17 protein-coding genes and 1 tRNA gene are annotated in these 15,786 nt (G+C 55.3%); 5 read left to right on the forward strand and 13 right to left on the reverse strand.

Annotated elements, in window-relative coordinates:
- Positions 1-32 precede the first annotated feature (32 nt).
- The gene (locus PHA01_RS03245) at positions 33-1,256 is read right to left on the reverse strand and encodes an efflux RND transporter periplasmic adaptor subunit (protein ID WP_271893307.1); all 1,224 of its coding nucleotides are present in this window, start codon (positions 1,254-1,256) and stop codon (positions 33-35) included.
- A 182-nt stretch (positions 1,257-1,438) separates the two neighbouring features.
- Here PHA01_RS03245 and PHA01_RS03250 point away from each other — a divergent pair, with 182 nt between their 5' ends.
- On the forward strand, positions 1,439-2,026 hold the full coding sequence (locus tag PHA01_RS03250; RefSeq protein ID WP_271893309.1) for a TetR/AcrR family transcriptional regulator: 588 nt from the start codon (positions 1,439-1,441) through the stop codon (positions 2,024-2,026).
- 26 nt (positions 2,027-2,052) lie between these two features.
- Here the strand turns inward: PHA01_RS03250 and PHA01_RS03255 are convergent, their stop codons facing one another.
- Genes PHA01_RS03255 through PHA01_RS03270 form a run of 4 tightly spaced genes read right to left on the reverse strand, consistent with a single transcriptional unit; the run spans position 2,053 to position 7,124 of the window.
- On the reverse strand, positions 2,053-3,174 hold the full coding sequence (locus PHA01_RS03255; RefSeq protein ID WP_271893311.1) for an ABC transporter permease: 1,122 nt from the start codon (positions 3,172-3,174) through the stop codon (positions 2,053-2,055).
- Between the two features lie 7 nt (positions 3,175-3,181).
- Complete coding sequence (locus PHA01_RS03260; protein WP_271893313.1) at positions 3,182-4,321, reverse strand: ABC transporter permease; 1,140 nt, start codon at positions 4,319-4,321, stop codon at positions 3,182-3,184.
- On the reverse strand, positions 4,321-6,093 hold the full coding sequence (locus PHA01_RS03265) for an ATP-binding cassette domain-containing protein (RefSeq protein ID WP_271893314.1): 1,773 nt from the start codon (positions 6,091-6,093) through the stop codon (positions 4,321-4,323). Before PHA01_RS03265 ends, PHA01_RS03260 begins: the two co-directional genes overlap by 1 nt.
- Positions 6,090-7,124, reverse strand: coding sequence for an HlyD family secretion protein (locus PHA01_RS03270; protein WP_271893315.1), 1,035 nt, complete (start codon positions 7,122-7,124; stop codon positions 6,090-6,092). Before PHA01_RS03270 ends, PHA01_RS03265 begins: the two co-directional genes overlap by 4 nt.
- 91 nt (positions 7,125-7,215) lie before the next feature.
- Here PHA01_RS03270 and PHA01_RS03275 point away from each other — a divergent pair, with 91 nt between their 5' ends.
- Positions 7,216-7,902 carry a CerR family C-terminal domain-containing protein gene (locus tag PHA01_RS03275; protein ID WP_271893316.1) on the forward strand — a complete coding sequence of 229 codons (687 nt, stop codon included), beginning with the start codon at positions 7,216-7,218 and terminating at the stop codon, positions 7,900-7,902.
- On the opposite strand, the gene PHA01_RS03280 is transcribed toward PHA01_RS03275, so the two are convergent.
- Positions 7,896-8,057 carry a hypothetical protein gene (locus PHA01_RS03280; protein ID WP_271893317.1) on the reverse strand — a complete coding sequence of 54 codons (162 nt, stop codon included), beginning with the start codon at positions 8,055-8,057 and terminating at the stop codon, positions 7,896-7,898. The genes PHA01_RS03275 and PHA01_RS03280 overlap by 7 nt on opposite strands.
- Before the next feature lie 237 nt (positions 8,058-8,294).
- Here PHA01_RS03280 and PHA01_RS03285 point away from each other — a divergent pair, with 237 nt between their 5' ends.
- Positions 8,295-8,633, forward strand: coding sequence for a hypothetical protein (locus tag PHA01_RS03285; RefSeq protein ID WP_271893318.1), 339 nt, complete (start codon positions 8,295-8,297; stop codon positions 8,631-8,633).
- 46 nt (positions 8,634-8,679) lie between these two features.
- On the opposite strand, the gene PHA01_RS03290 is transcribed toward PHA01_RS03285, so the two are convergent.
- The 3 genes from PHA01_RS03290 to PHA01_RS03300 form a co-directional block, all read right to left on the reverse strand.
- Entirely contained in the window at positions 8,680-9,048 is a 369-nt protein-coding gene (locus PHA01_RS03290) for a hypothetical protein (RefSeq protein ID WP_271893320.1), read from the reverse strand.
- Positions 9,049-9,126: 78 nt separating this feature from the next.
- On the reverse strand, positions 9,127-9,516 hold the full coding sequence (locus PHA01_RS03295; RefSeq protein ID WP_271893322.1) for a DUF930 domain-containing protein: 390 nt from the start codon (positions 9,514-9,516) through the stop codon (positions 9,127-9,129).
- Entirely contained in the window at positions 9,513-9,863 is a 351-nt protein-coding gene (locus tag PHA01_RS03300; RefSeq protein WP_271893323.1) for a hypothetical protein, read from the reverse strand. The genes PHA01_RS03295 and PHA01_RS03300 overlap by 4 nt, the downstream gene beginning before the upstream one ends.
- Before the next feature lie 195 nt (positions 9,864-10,058).
- On the opposite strand from PHA01_RS03300, the gene PHA01_RS03305 reads away from it, so the two are divergent.
- Together PHA01_RS03305 and PHA01_RS03310 are read left to right on the forward strand one after the other, a co-directional pair.
- The gene (locus PHA01_RS03305; RefSeq protein WP_271893324.1) at positions 10,059-10,319 is read left to right on the forward strand and encodes a DUF982 domain-containing protein; all 261 of its coding nucleotides are present in this window, start codon (positions 10,059-10,061) and stop codon (positions 10,317-10,319) included.
- A gap of 88 nt (positions 10,320-10,407) precedes the next feature.
- Positions 10,408-10,499 (forward strand) — tRNA-Ser (locus tag PHA01_RS03310).
- A 601-nt stretch (positions 10,500-11,100) separates the two neighbouring features.
- Here the strand turns inward: PHA01_RS03310 and PHA01_RS03315 are convergent.
- The 4 genes from PHA01_RS03315 to PHA01_RS03330 all read right to left on the reverse strand — a co-directional run bounded on the left by PHA01_RS03315 (position 11,101) and on the right by PHA01_RS03330 (position 15,756).
- Positions 11,101-12,132, reverse strand: a complete 1,032-nt coding sequence (locus tag PHA01_RS03315) for an esterase/lipase family protein (protein WP_271893325.1) — start codon at positions 12,130-12,132, stop codon at positions 11,101-11,103.
- Complete coding sequence (locus PHA01_RS03320; RefSeq protein ID WP_271893326.1) at positions 12,129-13,538, reverse strand: hypothetical protein; 1,410 nt, start codon at positions 13,536-13,538, stop codon at positions 12,129-12,131. Before PHA01_RS03320 ends, PHA01_RS03315 begins: the two co-directional genes overlap by 4 nt.
- A 198-nt stretch (positions 13,539-13,736) precedes the next feature.
- On the reverse strand, positions 13,737-14,819 hold the full coding sequence (locus PHA01_RS03325; RefSeq protein ID WP_271893327.1) for a Tle-like phospholipase domain-containing protein: 1,083 nt from the start codon (positions 14,817-14,819) through the stop codon (positions 13,737-13,739).
- Positions 14,820-14,865: 46 nt separating this feature from the next.
- The gene (locus PHA01_RS03330) at positions 14,866-15,756 is read right to left on the reverse strand and encodes a hypothetical protein (protein ID WP_271893328.1); all 891 of its coding nucleotides are present in this window, start codon (positions 15,754-15,756) and stop codon (positions 14,866-14,868) included.
- Between the last annotated feature and the right edge of the window lie 30 nt (positions 15,757-15,786).

The following is a 15,786-nucleotide window of genomic DNA, read 5'->3' on the forward strand; positions in this document are numbered from 1 at the left end:
ATTCCACCTGCCCGATGCGGGGCTCTGGATATTTACTGTTTGACCTTGGCCTGGTCCGCCAGCGCCTGCTGGTCTGGAGCCTTGCTGCCCATCGCCACCATCTCCGGTGCAACGAGCGAGCCAGGGCGAATGCGCTGCAGGCCATTGACGACGATCTTGTCATCCGCCTGCAATCCAGCCGTGACGATCCGCAGGCCATCGGCCTTTGCGCCAAGCGAGATTTCGCGATACTCGACGACGTTCTTCGAATTGACGACCATGACGAACTTCTTGTTCTGGTCGGTTCCGACAGCTTTTTCGTCAACCAGCAATTCGTTACGCTCGTTGGCCTGACCCATGCGGACCTTGGCGAACTGGCCGGGCATCAGCTTGCCATTGGCGTTATCGAACACCGCGCGAACCTTGACAGTACCGCTCGTTGCATCGACGCTGTTGTTGATCAGCTGTAGCTTACCGGTGATCCCGTCCTGGCCGTGCACATCCATCTGAACCGGGATACGGTTGACGAAGTCGCGGCTGTTCAAGCCCTCGGGAAGATCGGCGAGCGCATTGGCGACGACGTTCTCATCGGCCTCGAAACTTGCATAAATCGGGCTGATCGAAACCAGCGACGTCAGTAACGGCGCGCTCGGTCCCTCGGCGATGAGATTGCCGGGGGTGATCTCGATACGTCCGACACGGCCGCTGATCGGTGCGCGAATATCGGTCCAGTCGAGGTTGAGCATGGCGGTCTGCAATACGGCCTTGGCCGCTTCAAGGTCCGCCTCGGCGCTGGTCTGAACGTTCAACCGCTGATCATAATCGCTCTGGGAAGCAAAGCGCGATGTGACAAGCTGCTTGCCGCGTTGAAGTTCGCTCTTGGCATAGGCAAGCTTCGATTCGGCAGAGGCCACCTGCGCCTTTGCGCGCGCAACCTCTGCCTCATAAGGCGCTGGGTCGATCTTGACCAGAAGGTCGCCCTGCTTGACGATCGCGCCTTCTTTGAAGGCAACGGACTGAATGGCGCCGGCGACGCGCGAGCGTACTTCAACTTGATCGATTGCCTCAAGCCGGCCAGAGAATTCACTCCACTGCGTTATAAGCTTCGGCTGTACGACCGCAACCGAAACAGGAGTGGCTGGCGCAGGCGCGGCCTGGCTTTTTTCGCCTTCCGCGTGGCTCTGCTGCATGTCCAGAAAGTGCGAGCCGCCGACTGTGGCAAGTGTCAGTACCAGGGCGCTGGCATAGAGGCTTTTTCTTAAAGTGCTGATTGACATCGTGGTCATCCTGCTTTGAAAGTTTCCGCCATTGGGAGGATGGCGAATCTGAATTCGATCATCGAATTGAGCATTGACGTTCTATACCGATCGGTATAGAACGGTTGATATAAGGCGGCGATGTAACAGCTGTCAATGGAATTTTATACCGAGCGGTATAATTCTTTTAGGGAGTGTTGTCCATGGGACGGCCCAGGGAATTTGATGCGGATGATGCCTTGCAGACAGCTTTGGAGCTATTCTGGCGAAAAGGCTATGAAGGCACGTCCATCACTGACCTGACCGACGGCATGGGTATCACCAAGCCCAGTCTTTACGGAACCTTCGGCAATAAGGAAGAGCTCTTCCGCATGGCGCTGCAGCGCTACGAGCAGAATTACATGGCGTTCTTCTGGAAGGCCTTGGAGCAGCCGACCGCGCGGATTGTTGCGCTGGATATATTGCATGGCTTTGCCAATGCCCAGACTGAAGAGTGCAATCCTGGTGGATGCCTTGGTATCAATGCGGCCATGGGCTGCAGTGAAGCCGCGGAAGCGATCCAAAAAACCATTATCGAGCGTCGCCAGATAGGGCAGAAGGCGCTGGCGCGGCGTTTCGAACGCGCCAAGCGTGAAAACGATCTTCCCGCTGATAGCAATCCTGACGATCTTGCCCGCTATCTATTGACCATCGCCCAAGGCACTGCGGTCCAGGCATCGAGCGGCGCTGGCCGGGATGAGCTTTACCGGCTGATCGACATAGCCATGAAGTCTTTTCCAGGCTCGAACTAACTACGCTTCAAATTCAGCCTGATGCGTTAGGTCAGCCTGTTGCGGAAAAGCCAAGCCGAAAATGGCAGGGTAACCGCGGCGATGGCCACCAGCGCGAGCATTTCCGGCAACAATTGCCTCAAGCCTGCACCCTCCAGATATACCTGGTGTGTGATGCTGATCGCATAGCGTAGCGGATTGATCATTGTCAGATACTGCAGGATCTCCGGCATGTTGCCGATCGGCGCCGTCAGCCCCGATAGCAGCATGAATGGCATCAGCAACACGAACGAGTAGATCATTGCCTGCTGCATATTGCCTGCGAGCGAAGAGATGAAAAGGCCAATGCCCACCGCCGCGGCGAGGAACAGCACCAGCCCCAGGTAGAGCATGAAATAAGAACCCTCGAAGGGAATCTGGAACCATAGCTGGGCGACGAGCAATATGGTCGTTGCCTGCGAGAGACCGACCATCATCGAGGGCAGGGCCTTCCCGACCATGATCTCGGACGGTCTGAATGGCGTGACCAACAGCTGATCGAAAGTCCCCGCCTCACGTTCGCGCGCGACCGACATGGCAGTCAGCATCAGCGTCATCATCATGGTGATCGTGCCGATCAATGACGGGATCATGTACCACCGCGTCTCAAGGCTCGGATTATACCAGGCGCGCGTTGCTATCTTGATGCCGCTGTTGGCCGCCTGACCATTTTCCTGACGCCATTGCTCAGTGAAGTCCGTCGCGATGGTATTGATGTAGCTCTGCGCGGTGCCGGCCGTGTTGGAATTGCGGCCGTCGGCGATGATCTGCAATTTGGCCGGCATTCCGGCCATGAGCCGCCTCTCGAAATCCTGGTCGATGACCACCACCAGCAAAACCCGGGCGTCATTGATGAATTTATCGATATCGGATGTCCGCTGCAACGTCGCAACGCGGCTGAAAATGCCCGAGCCGTCCAGTTTCGAAACCAGCTCGATCGATGCGGCACTGTGATCGTGATCAAGAACCGCATAGGGCACATTGTTGAGATCGTAACTCGCCGCATAGCCAAAGATCAGACATTGCAGGATGGGCGGCAGCACCAGCACGATACGGCTTTTCGGGTCCTTGAACATCGCCAGCAATTCCTTGCGGATCAGCGCGATTATCCGGAAGAAGGATTCTTTCATGGCCGTCTCACCCGAGTTTCTTGCGCGTGGCGAAAAGAGACGCAGTCATCAGAATGGTTGCCATGACGGCGAGTACCACCGCGTTGGGCAGGATGACGGCCCAGATGTCGCCCGCAAGGAACAATGTCTGCAGCACGCTGACGAAATAGCGCGCCGGGAAGATGTAGGTGATGCCCTGGATCACCAGAGGCATACTTCTGATGTCGAACATGAAGCCCGAAAGCATCATCGCCGGCAGAAACGTGACGATCAACGTGATCTGGCTGGCGATGAACTGGTTCTTGGTGAGCGAGGAGATCAAAAGCCCGATACCGAGCGCCACCAGCAGATAGAGCATCGATACGGTGACCAATATCCACAGCGATCCGCGCAGAGGCACGCCGAAAAGCACCTGGCTGCCGATGACCGAAAGGGCCAGCCCCACCATGCCAAGGATGAAGTAGGGAACCGTTTTGCCAAGCAGGATTTCGCCGGGACGGGCAGGGGTGACAAACAGCGCTTCGAATGTGCCGCGCTCCCATTCCCGCGCCATTACCAGCGCCGTCAGCAGCGCACCGATCAGCGTCATGACAAGGACAATCAAACCCGGCACCAGAAAATAGGTGCTGTCATTGGCCTCGTTGAACCAAAGCCGCGTCTGCAGATCGATCGATGCGCCGGAATTCAAGACCATTCCTTGCGCTGCTTCGCGCGCCAGCCACGTGCCGACCGCGCCTTGCGCATAGCCGAGCGCGATGCGGGCTGTATTGGCATCACTGCCGTTGACGACGACCTGAATTTCCGCCGTGCCGTTCTGCACATCGCGGGCAAATTGCGGTGGTATGCGCACGATACCGCTGACGGTCTTGTCCGCAAGCAGCCGCTCCGCCTCCGCCATGGTCTTGACCGGATGTGTCTGGAAATAATCTGACAGTTCGAATCCGGAAACGGCGGCGCTCGCCTCTGCGGAGGATTCTTCCATGACCAGCGCAACGGGGAGGTTTTTGAGGTCGAACGACAGGCCGTAACCGAACAGGATCAACAGTACCATCGGCATGACGATGCCGACGGCAACACTGCTCGGGTCGCGGACCACCTGCCAGCTCTCCTTGCGCACCAGCGCGAGGATACGGCGCAGGCGGCCGTGTTGGGGCGAGGGCGCGGTCATCACGCGGCCTCCTTCTTGTCTCGCCGGGACTCCTCGACAATGGCGATGAAGGCGTCTTCCATGTTCGGTTCTTCGCCGTTCTTCGGCTTGGCATGGGCACGGATTTCGGCAGGTGTTCCCTCAGCAAGGTTACGTCCGGCATCCAGAATGATGATGCGATCGCAATATTCCGCCTCTTCCATGAAATGCGTCGTGACGATCACCGTTACGCCTTGCTCGGAAAGCGCGGTAATGCGCCCCCAGAACTCACGCCGTGCCAGCGGATCGGCGCCGCTGGTCGCCTCGTCCAGAAACAGAATGTCCGGCTCGTGCAAGAGCGCCGCTGCCATGGCAAGACGCTGCTTGAAACCACCGGGTAATTGTCCGCTCGGCAGCGTTGCCAGGTCACCCAGCTCGAACTGCTCTTTCGACCAGGCAACGCGGTCGCGTTTCTTCTGCCCGCGCAAACCATAGGCGCTGGCGAAGAAATCGAGATTTTCATCCACCGACAGATCGCCATAGAGCGAAAACTTCTGTGCCACGTAGCCGAGTTTCTGCCGTGCTTCCGCCCGTGAGGTGCGTAGGTCCGCGCCGGCAACGCGCAGCGTGCCGCTGGTTGCCGGCATCAGCCCGCACAACATGCGAAACGTCGTGCTTTTCCCAGCGCCATTCGGACCGAGCAGCCCATAAATCTCGCCACGCTTCACCTGAAAGCTGACGTGATCGACCGCAGTGAAATCGCCGAACTTGCGCACCAGATCGTGGACCTCCACCGAGATCTCATCACCCGCTGCCGCCTTGGGCCGCTCCAGTTCTACCTCGCTGGAATGGCTCTTGCTTGCCACGGCACCGAACAGCACCATGAACCCATCTTCGAAGCGCGCTGAGACCGGCAGAAGTTTGATGGCTTTGCCGTCAACCTTGATGTTGTCCTTGAAGTCCGGCTGCTTCACCACGCGAACTTTGCCAGCTTCCGGCACCGCATCGACAACGCCGCCCTGCCGGAACAGCCGAGCCTGCAGCGACCGGGCGTTCGTGCCTTTCCCCGGCGTGGCTATGAAAACACAGTCGCTGGCTTTTTCTGTGATTTCGTCGGGTTTTCCCTGCGCCAGAACCTTGCCCTGATGCATGACGACGGCGTGGTCGCAGAGTTCTGCCTCGTCCAGATAAGAAGTGCTGACGACAACTGTCAGTTTGTCCTCGCGCACGAGCTTGGTGACGATCTCCCATAATTCGCGCCGTGACAGGGGATCGACGCCCACGGTCGGTTCGTCCAGCAGGAGGAGTTCCGGCGAGCGCACCAGGGTGCAGGCGAGGCCGAGCTTCTGCTTCATGCCGCCGGAAAGCTTGCCGGCAAGGCGCTGCGTGAAACGCCCGAGGTCGGTCATCTCCATCAGCCGCGGGTAGATCTCCCTGCGCTGTTCCCTGGTGATGCCGTGCAGGTCGGCGTAAAGATCGAGGTTCTGCTGGACACTCAAATCCTCGTAGAGGCCGAATTTCTGCGGCATGTAACCGATACGGTTCTGTATTGTCTGCGGATCGGCAGCGACATCGATGCCGAGTACGGAGAGCTCGCCACTGTCGGCGACCATCAGCCCGGCAATCAGGCGCAGTATCGTGGTTTTACCCGCACCGTCAGGTCCGACCAAGGCAGTTAACGTTCCTTGCCGCGCTTCGAAGGAAACTCCGTCCAGCGCCTTGACGATCTCGCCCGTATCACGGCGGAAACTCTTGTGGATGGTCCGCGCCTTGACGGGCCCAGGTTCTGACTGAGCTGGCGCGGCGCCGTTCATGGTGTTGCCTTGCTGTCCGCATTCTGGGGCAGGGGCTTTGGTGCTTCGCCTGCCAGGAGCTTTACAGTAGCGGGCATGCCGAGCCGGAACATATCGTCCTTGTCCTCGACGAAAACCCGCACCTCATAGACAAGGCTTGAACGCAGATCTTCCGTCTCTACGGTCTTCGGCGTGAATTCCGCCACCGGCGAGATAAAACCGACCCAGCCGTCAAGCGGGCGATCCGGGAAACTGTCGGATGTAACTTTGGCGCGCATGCCGGAACGAACATGTCCGAGATTGACCTCCGAGACATACGCCCGCACCCATTTCGTGCCGATGGTCGCCAGCGAGAATACGGGCTTCGTCGGGGCTGCCATTTCGCCCGGTTCCATAAGGCGCGAGCGTACCACCGCGTCGAACGGCGCTACGAGTTCCGCGTCGTCAAGTTCCTGCCGTATCAGCGCCAGCTGAGCTTCATTACCACGTAGCTGTGCTTCGGCCTGCAGCAGTTCCTCGGCGCGTGGTCCGGCAACGGCAAGATCGAGCGCGCTCTGCGCAACTTCGACCTTCGCGTCGGCAACTGCGGCTGTGGCCTTTGCCGTATCGAGGTCCTGTTTGCTGATCGTGGCAGTCGCGGTCAATGCAGCCCGCCGTTCATACTGGATGTTGGCGTTTGCCGCGTCCGCCTTGGCCGATGCAAGATTGGCGCGGGCCTGTGCAATTTCTTCCGGGCGGCTGCCGTTGCGAAGTTTCATCACCATGGCACGTTGCGCGGCGACAGTCGCGTCTGCCTCCCGCACCTGCGGCGATAGCCGGCTGGTATCGAGTCGCGCCAGAACCTGGCCCTTTTTGACGATATCGCCTTCCTCGACGAGAATGCCGGCAATGCGCTCCGAGCCATTGAAGGCGAGCGTTGCCTGGCGCAGGTCGACATTCCCATAAAGCGTCAAAGCATCATTGGCCACGGGCCGATGCAGATACCACCATGCTCCGCCGCCGATCGCGGCGAGAACAAGAAGGAGGATGATGATGCGAAGCGGCTTATTCATCTCTCAACCATAACGCGAAAAACATCGAGATGTCAAATTTGAATTTGAATTTCATCTTTCAAAAATTTCAAATTTCGTATAGAGTCCTCATATGACCCGAAAAACACCTCGAAAACTGCCCGGCCGCCGCGAAGACGGCGCCACAACGAAAGCCCAGATTCTGGAAGCTGCTGGCGATGTTTTCGCCGAGAAGGGGTTTGATCGCGCCACCGGCAAGGAGATTGCCGAGCGGGCAGGCAGCAACTCGGCTGCGGTGAATTACTACTATGGCGGGATCGAAGGTCTCTATGCCGACGTGCTTGTAGAAGCCCATCGCCGGCTTTTAACCTATGACAAGCTCGTCGCGCTTGCAGAGAGTCCTGGAGAGCCGACCGAGAAACTCAAAAGCCTTATCGGTCTGATCGCTCGCAGGATTACCGGACCCGAGTCGTCGTCGTGGGCGCTGCGTGTCCTCAGCCGCGAGATTCTCTCGCCGTCATCGGTGTTTCCGGTCCTCGTGAAGCAGGAAATTCTACCGAAGAAGCTTGTTGTGACCGGCATCATAGGGGAGATATTGAACAGGCCGCATGACGACCCTGTCGTCACGCGCTGTACACTGAATATCATCGCTCCGTTCGCCATGCTGCTCGTCGGCAACAAGCAGATATTTACCCAGGTGCTGCCGGGGTTCAACTCCGGCGAGCCTGAAGTCCAGGAGCAGATCGTCGAGCATTTTCAACGCTTTGCCCTTGCCGGGCTGGCGGCAACGGCCGCTGCGTTGCGGTCAAACGATCACTGATGCGTATCTTTGGAGTTATTTATATGCCTGTCTTTGGGGGTTACATAGGCAGGCTCATCGGTCTTCTTTTGTGACTTGGCAATTGCCTCCCGCAGCATCTGCCATTCTCTTTCATGGCGCTGGTAAACATCCTGCGGAACAGTTTGTATCGTCATGTGGGTTCTCCGAATGGGTTGACGCCCCTACAACGATCACATAGGGCGCCCGTTCCGACTTCGCCATTCAAGATTTGCAACCGGCATTTACAGATGCGAAGGGGATGGTCTCGGCGCTCTCGGACGCAGCGTATTTACCATAGGACGAGATCCTGGGCGCTTGGAACTTTGTCGTTCATTGCAAGTTCATCGTACTGGGTGCACCTAATGGTTGCATCACTTCACAGGAGACAATCTATGCACAAGATACTGAACGCCATCTCCGCAGCCATGCTCGGATTGGCAATGTTGTTGACATCCGCGGTCACATCCCAAGCCGCGCCCGTGTCCCCCGCGACCATTCAGCTATCATCAAATGTTGAACAGGTGCGCGACAACAGGGCAGATTGGAAACGCCATCATTCCCGGCGCAACTGGGATCACAATCGTCGTGACATGCGTCGTCACCACTATAACAACCGCCGTGACTGGCGCCGGTCCCATTGGGACAATCGGCGGCACCATCGCAATCACCGCTATTATCAAAACAACCGCGGGCGGTATGGCAATGGTTATGTAGGCAAGAGCTGGCAATAACAGCACCGGTGGAGAAAAAACTGGGTGGTTTTAGAAGCCGCCCTTTTTACTGGCGCTTCGAGAGAGATTCGTAACCGAGGCGCACCTTTTCAGCCAATGTAAGCAACCTGTCCTTGCAGGTTTTCGCATCATAGTCGGCCGGTTGTTTCGGTGAAGCGATCACCGACCTGAGCCAGCCGCGTACGGTACCATCCGCCTCATCGGCCGATTTCCCGAGCCCTTTCAGAATGGTTTCGCTGCTTTCGATAGCCGAGTAATGTGGCTCGCGCCCGAGTGCGTCCTGACACTGATAGGAAACTATGACGAGATTCTTCGCATCAGCGATCACGCCGCTCTTGCTGACGTTGCCGCCCGTTGTCATGCATGCCGGCAAGATCGCAGCCACCAACACAATAGCCAAAACTGAAAATCGCATCTGTTCCCCCATCACTGGAGCGCAGGCTATTCAACAGGCGTCCTGATGTCGAGAGGGGCGATCTGGAAGGTTCTGACCCTAGGGTACGAGCAGGTGCTGGCTCCAGTCCTTTTTCGGCACGAGTTCACCGATTTTATATTTGAAGCCGACGACGTTCATGTTGTCGGCGCTGGTTTGGCATTTGTATTTCAGGTGGTACCACTCGCCGCGGCTGCGAAAGGCAGCGCCGCGCGTCTTGATGGCGTGGTCTTCCATCGTCGGATCGGCGAAGGCATATGCGAGCACTTTATCCGGGTTGAACTTTCCCTCGTCCTTGCGGATGCGCTCCATCGCCTCCACATCGCAGCGCTGCTCCAGCCGAGTTTGTGGATCAAGCTTCTTCAAGCCTGCCTCCTCGGTCGAATTCATGGCTGATGCTGGACGAAGCGCGAAAGCTGCCAGCGCAATCGTAACAAAAATCTTCTTCATGCTCTGATTGGCCCCTGTATCTGCAAATGGTGTCGGACAATATCGGCAAGTGATACCAATAGCCAACCCTTGCCGAGCGAGCGCCCACAAAATTGAAAGATATCCTGCAAACTGTGATTTCGGGCGTATCGGACGTGGATGACGCCGCCAAACGCATCCTTGACGAATGACCCGCCGAAAATGGTGATATCGTTGCGGGTTGGCACCTGACCTAGCTTCAGGAAGGCGTCCGATGTAGCGAAATATATCGAGGGGGACTTTTCTGCGGCGAGGGGGGAATTGATCGACGATCCAAAAAACGCGGTTCCAACGAGTGTTGCGATAACAGCCGAATGGCGAAGCTTCATGCTTGCCCCCACGTCGCTTAGGAGAAAACGAATCGGGGTTATGATATAAACATTCCACCTAAAAGGACTCACCGAAATCTCTTTGTCCCCGCCGCGCAAAAGGAGGGCACGGACAACCTAAATCGAATTGATTAGAAACACTTAGTCGAACTTTGCTTTGCGGAACAAGGTGCCATTTGTGTGCGTTGACCCACCATGACCAACCTCGATTTTCTTGCTGTCACGATTGAAGTTGATGAGACGGGTGAGCTGCGGAACGTGAGTTCCGTCGCTGAGGCCGCCGAAATCCTTCGTCAGAATTGGCCAGTCGACCGCGGCAAGGAACTTTCCAGAGCGCGGCGTGCCTGCCTCGATGCGATGGAAGGGACGGGGAGCGTGGAGGAGGCGAGAACTGCCTTCGTCGCTGCCGCCAAGGAAGCCGGCATATTGGTCTGGAACAGCGCTTGGCGGTTTTGATCTCGGCTTGATGCCGGTAATGCGATTTTTGGGTGAGGCGGAACAAAATCCTTGCAAACATGGGGTTTCATCTTTAGTCAGCGTCCTCGGAGAGGTGGCCGAGTGGTCGAAGGCGCTCCCCTGCTAAGGGAGTAGACCCGTTAAACGGTCTCGAGGGTTCGAATCCCTTCCTCTCCGCCAGACATCTATATTAATCGTTTAAAAACAGAGACTTAGAGTTCGCTTTAATCAAGACGTGCCTTCCTACCCACCATCGCCCGCCGTTGGTTGGTCGGCTACAGACATCTTTCGTATTTCTCGATAAATGCCCTCTATCCCCGCCATAATATTTCGATATTCCATTGTTTTTTATATTTTTTGTTGAGATCGTCGAGTTACGTCCCCTGTTAATCTACCCTCGTCAAGGTTCAAGCGCCGTGAGTCAGGGCCTGGCCGAGAATGTTCGAACGCAAATCAAAGATGCAATCTCGCTCGATGAAGCGTGAGGGGGCTTGAGAAAAGTCCTTGGCTGCCGCGATCGACCGCTCGATGCCAAGCGAGCTGACAAGCACATTGTGTAAATTTTGTTACCATTACAGATGGCCGACGCCGCTGAGCATGGGAAAGCGCCGGCCATCCGCCGAGAGCGCACTACTCAGAAGATCTGCGTCTTCATGGCGGCCTCCATGAGGTCGGTCGCGCCTTCCACCATGTATCACGAGCGGCAATCTGCTTCGATCTTCTTAGCGGGAGTTGGCTAGAATTTTCACTTTCGCAACCTGACGCCCAAAAGGGTAGATAACTATGGCGGCGTAACGTTCAGCTGGCCACCATATTGCTCCTGCCAATTCTCACACCACTCGGCTAGGTTATTTGCTTGTGCAATCTGCGCAACGAGCCCAATGACGTCACTATCGCAATGAATTCGTACGTGGGTCAATTCCTCGCACGCGCGATGTTCAGCATGGGCATAACTGCGTGGAACAGTTCCGGGGCTGTTAATGCTGCTGGCCTTCTCTGACCATCGTCCCGCGTTACAAGGGGACAGCGAATTGCTCACCGCCTCAACGATACCATCATGCGGACGTGACATCGTAATTCTGAAACTGGGATGGAGCGCCTTTGCAAGTGAGAAAGCAGTATTGAGAATTTGAAAACCGAACGTTTCACGGTCGCTGGAGTGATGCGCGATCTGTCGATTCTCGTGAAAGTAGCAGCCAGGGATAGAAATGTAGTCAGTGTTAGCGGCATTATCAAATGCAGCGCGATAAGTCGTCACGATGTCGGCAGCTCGAGTCAAATCATGGATACCGGGCTTTCGAAGGAAAAGGGCAAAGAGTGGCCCACAGCCCTGCCGTATCATCTGCGTCAGTCCCGTGAGTTGAGCGGTCCTCAGCGCCCCAAGATTTGGCGTTCCGATTAGAAACAGCTTCTTTACGAATGGTAACAAGCGATCGAGGATTGCGAGTCGCGCAACAAGGCCGCCCATGCTGTGGGCAACGATAACGACCTCCCATTGTGTACCGCTCCCAAAACGGTTAGTTAAGGCCGTTGCGAGTGCTTTGCCATTTTCAACAAGGGGGCAATGGAAATCATAGTCAAAATAGGCAAATTTCCATCCAGGCATCTGGGTGGCTAGAGCCTGTTGCATTGTTTGAAAAGTGAGATGATCGGAAAAGATTCCGTGCACGAATACAATAACGCGTTGGCGATCAGCCGGAGCGCCGCGAGGCGTTTTGCGCCCCGAGACCTTTTTTGATTCACCGGATTCGGGCCCCAGACTAGAAGGCAGAGCGTCCCAGTTCCTAATAAGCGGCACTGAAATCCCGGTCATTCCAAATCGCTCCATGTTACGACGAAAACTTTCGCCTCCGCCCACGTTTGTGCTTCTCTAGAGAGTTTGCTGGAGACGCCTGCAGCCTGACGCAGGATGTCGAGACAGTTCATACGGATCATCAAACGTACGGTGGATACGCCCAGCTTGTCTCGGAAAGGGTGCATGGTGACAGTCGTCGGAACCGCGAGAAAAATCCATCGTGTTTCATTTACGGGACGAACCGCCAAGATCGCTGAGAGATCCGTTTCGTCTAGATTTGAGATCAATATATCGTTGGAGACTATCAATGCAAAATGCAAGAATTCGGCGCTTGTGCTTATGCTCGAATCTAGTTGAATTTGGCTTGACGATGAGATCCCTGGGATTACGCGCATACCTGGCGATGCGAATAGAACGCGTTGTCGCTGTGGTAAGAAAGCTTGGCGCGCTGTTCGTTCAGCCTCCGTGAGGTTGCCAAGTTCAAATTCAATTTCATCTTTCGTCAGGCCAAGGAAGATTGACCGTGCGTCCTGCTCGTCGTGCCAGGCTTGCGTCGTTTGCCCCATTCGGTAGATGTCCCCGCCGAGTCGAGCTGAACTGACGAGGGCATGTGGTATAGAATCTGGCCAACCGAGCAAAACGAGGTTCCCAAGAAAGGCCCAATACCTATTAATTGTGTTTCCGAGTCCAAACTCATTGAGAACAATGTCGAGCACCTCTTGCGATCTCGCTGCGGCCAACACATTACCATACAAATAACCGAACCTTGATCGAAGGTAGGCACTCTCCTGTAACGCAGCCAACGTTTGTAAGTTCTGAGCATCCTCGAAGACTGCTTTCACATCGGCGAGGCCCGGCTGCGTCTTCATTTGTTCCGAATCTAAGTCTGCTTCCAGCAGAGTTTGTACGTAGATTAAAGCTGAAAAAAATTCGACGTCTCGACCTGATTGAAAGAGAGGCGAGCGCTCGTAATAGCCATTGCGAATATACCGATAGCGATTTTCTTGAATGTCTTTTCGCCCGGACCAAGGGTCGCGGAGGCCCATCCCCGGATCTGTCGACAATGTAATGAGGCGTGCCGGGATAAAATTGTTGGTGAGCATTGCTTCGCTGAAAACACCGTTGGCCCGACTTGATCGAACTTCCCAGCGGAAGCATTCGGCCGCAGGAACGATCGACAGTATCGCATCGACAATCTGTGGTGTCAGTTCAGATGGCCCGGAGTGGAGTAAGTCGATGTCGGCTGTAAACGGAGTTGCAGAGAATAAATCAAAGCTCGCTTCGAAATTGCCGGCTTCGTCGAGATTTCGAACGATCCTCGTCACAACTCCGCCAAAAGCTTCAAACGTCACGCCAAAGCGTGAGCAGACATCTGAGAGGCCATGCAGTGGGGGGAGGTCGAGGAGGGATTTCAAGGCAACCATGTCGTTCACACAGAATTGGAGTTAAGTCTCTCTTTGAATTCAATGCATGATTCGCTACAGCATAGATTTCCTCCAAAGTAGAAATTCGGTCTCCAGTTTGACCGTCTCCCAAAAATTGGCATGCATCCAAAAAGTTCGGTGGGCGCTCGTCATCGTTCGACCGCTGAACTTCTCTCTTGCACTTTCAGTGCCCGCGACTCAGCAGTGCTTCGTTGAACTCACACATTGCTGATCTTCGAGCGGACGCCGGTTAATGAAATCACAAGCTTCATCTAGCATTTCTCGCCTGTGTTCGCCGCAGAACAGTTTCCGGGTGTCTGCGATCGCTTGTGCGCCAATATAAGAGGAACAGGTGCAAGTGCTGTCCTCGCTCAGGCGCTCTCGTTGTGCACAGCACAATACCATGCGCGACATTCCCGCAGAGTAGCCCTCCATCGAGTGTTGAATGACCAGGCCTTTGGCACTTGTGAGGATTAGGTTGTTCTTTCCGTACACCAACGTCTGATTGGACTTGCTCACTCCGAAGAACTTGTTACACCCCCATGAGAGTGGATCCTTGTCCTCATAGATCAAGACAGTTTGCGCGTCTGTATAGGGCTGTTCCAGGCGGAACTCGTTTGTGACGCAAGAGGAGTTGAACGCTACAGCTCTAACGCACGGGAACGCACGTGCCACATGCTGCGCCAATCCGCCCCCCAGCGAGTGGCCGACGGTTGTGTAGTAGACATTCTTTCCCGGGAAGGTGGTTCCCGCCCAAGTCCTGATCTTCTGAAATGCGGAGCGGGAAGCGCTATATTGATCCCACCACGACACCCACTGTGTGAACCAGGACGCATTCCCGAACAGCCAATCGGGAATAGCCCCAAAATTGTCTGCTGGCGTAAATCCATCCGTGCCGCGAAAAGCAACAAGGATCTCGACACCTTCGTCGGTATTTCGGGTGTAGATCGCAAAGTCGAGGCCATTCCATTTGGGAACGGAAATGCCAGCGACGTTCGGATCAACCCCGTGCCAATTATCATCATAATTTGCAAGCACGAACGTTTCATTCTTGCGGTATGCATTAAGGCCGGCTACCGCATATGGAAGAAAGTCGGCCGCGACACGCTCGTAGTTCGGCCCTTTGCCGGGAAACTCGGCATCAAGATTCTCGAATGCAGGGATATTGCAAGCTGCTTGCATTTTGTCGGAGATGCCGATTTCGGCTCGACTGATCGGATGGAAAAGTTGAAATGCAATGACACAAAGCGCAGATGCTACGAGCACCAACAATTTCTTCATATTCCGGTTCCCCCTTCCCAAATACAGTGTTTTGAGTCCGCGCTTTCTAGTTGGCAGGCTCCTGGGCATTTGCTGTGACCGTAATCGATTGTGGTGCATTGATAGCCTTCCCCGAACTGTCGGTTAGGCTGAGTGTCCAGGCACCCTCCGGAACATCTGAATTCAAGCTCATATCGCAAGTCACTGCGTTTACCGTTGCTGTGACCCCGGTGCCCCTTATGCTGGCATTGCCACTAGACAAGACCACAGTCTGAACATTTTCCAGATTCTCTCCGAGGATAAGCATGGTTTTGGCTGTTCCGGCACGCTTTAAAGTACTGGGTGATACCGAGGTTATAACGGGTTGGCTGTTAGAAATGTCAGTCCCGCGCGGGACCGTTCGATCGTACGATTCGGTGGCTTTCGATCCAAAATAGAAACTTGAAATGGATACCACCAACGTTCCGAGCATTATCAAAAGTTGCTGCGCGAAGTCGATGCTCTCGGCACGAACCGATTGTCGGACATATACAGAATATTTATTGTCAATCGGATCGGGGAGTCCTACGACCTCACTGGGCTGCAACCTTTCAACCAGACTGGCCCTTTCGGTTAAGCTCAAACCGCTGATCGTTTGGATGGGAATTGGGCTTGATAGTTTCCCGAAAAGATAAATTGAGAGAATTGCAAACAATACGATAAGACATAGAGCGATTACGGCCCGGATTGATCCCTCAGGTAAAGCGAGCGCTTGTGTGTTGTCCCCCATTCCCATGTAAGAGAATGTCACGGCTACCATTGCCAATGACGCAAGAAGCACGACTACACCGGTGATTGCCAAGGCAGGAAGAGCGACTGAATCCGTCACACTCCATTCGCCGATGACATAGACGATTGCCAAGAGGGCCACAAAAACGAACCCCACACCTGCCATAATTATCTTCGAAAAGTTGACCATAATGCTCTTTGTCCCTCTTGATGTTCCCTA

This window comes from Candidatus Phyllobacterium onerii (assembly GCF_028331445.1).
In the GTDB taxonomy this organism is placed as follows: Bacteria; Pseudomonadota; Alphaproteobacteria; order Rhizobiales; family Rhizobiaceae; genus Phyllobacterium; species Phyllobacterium onerii.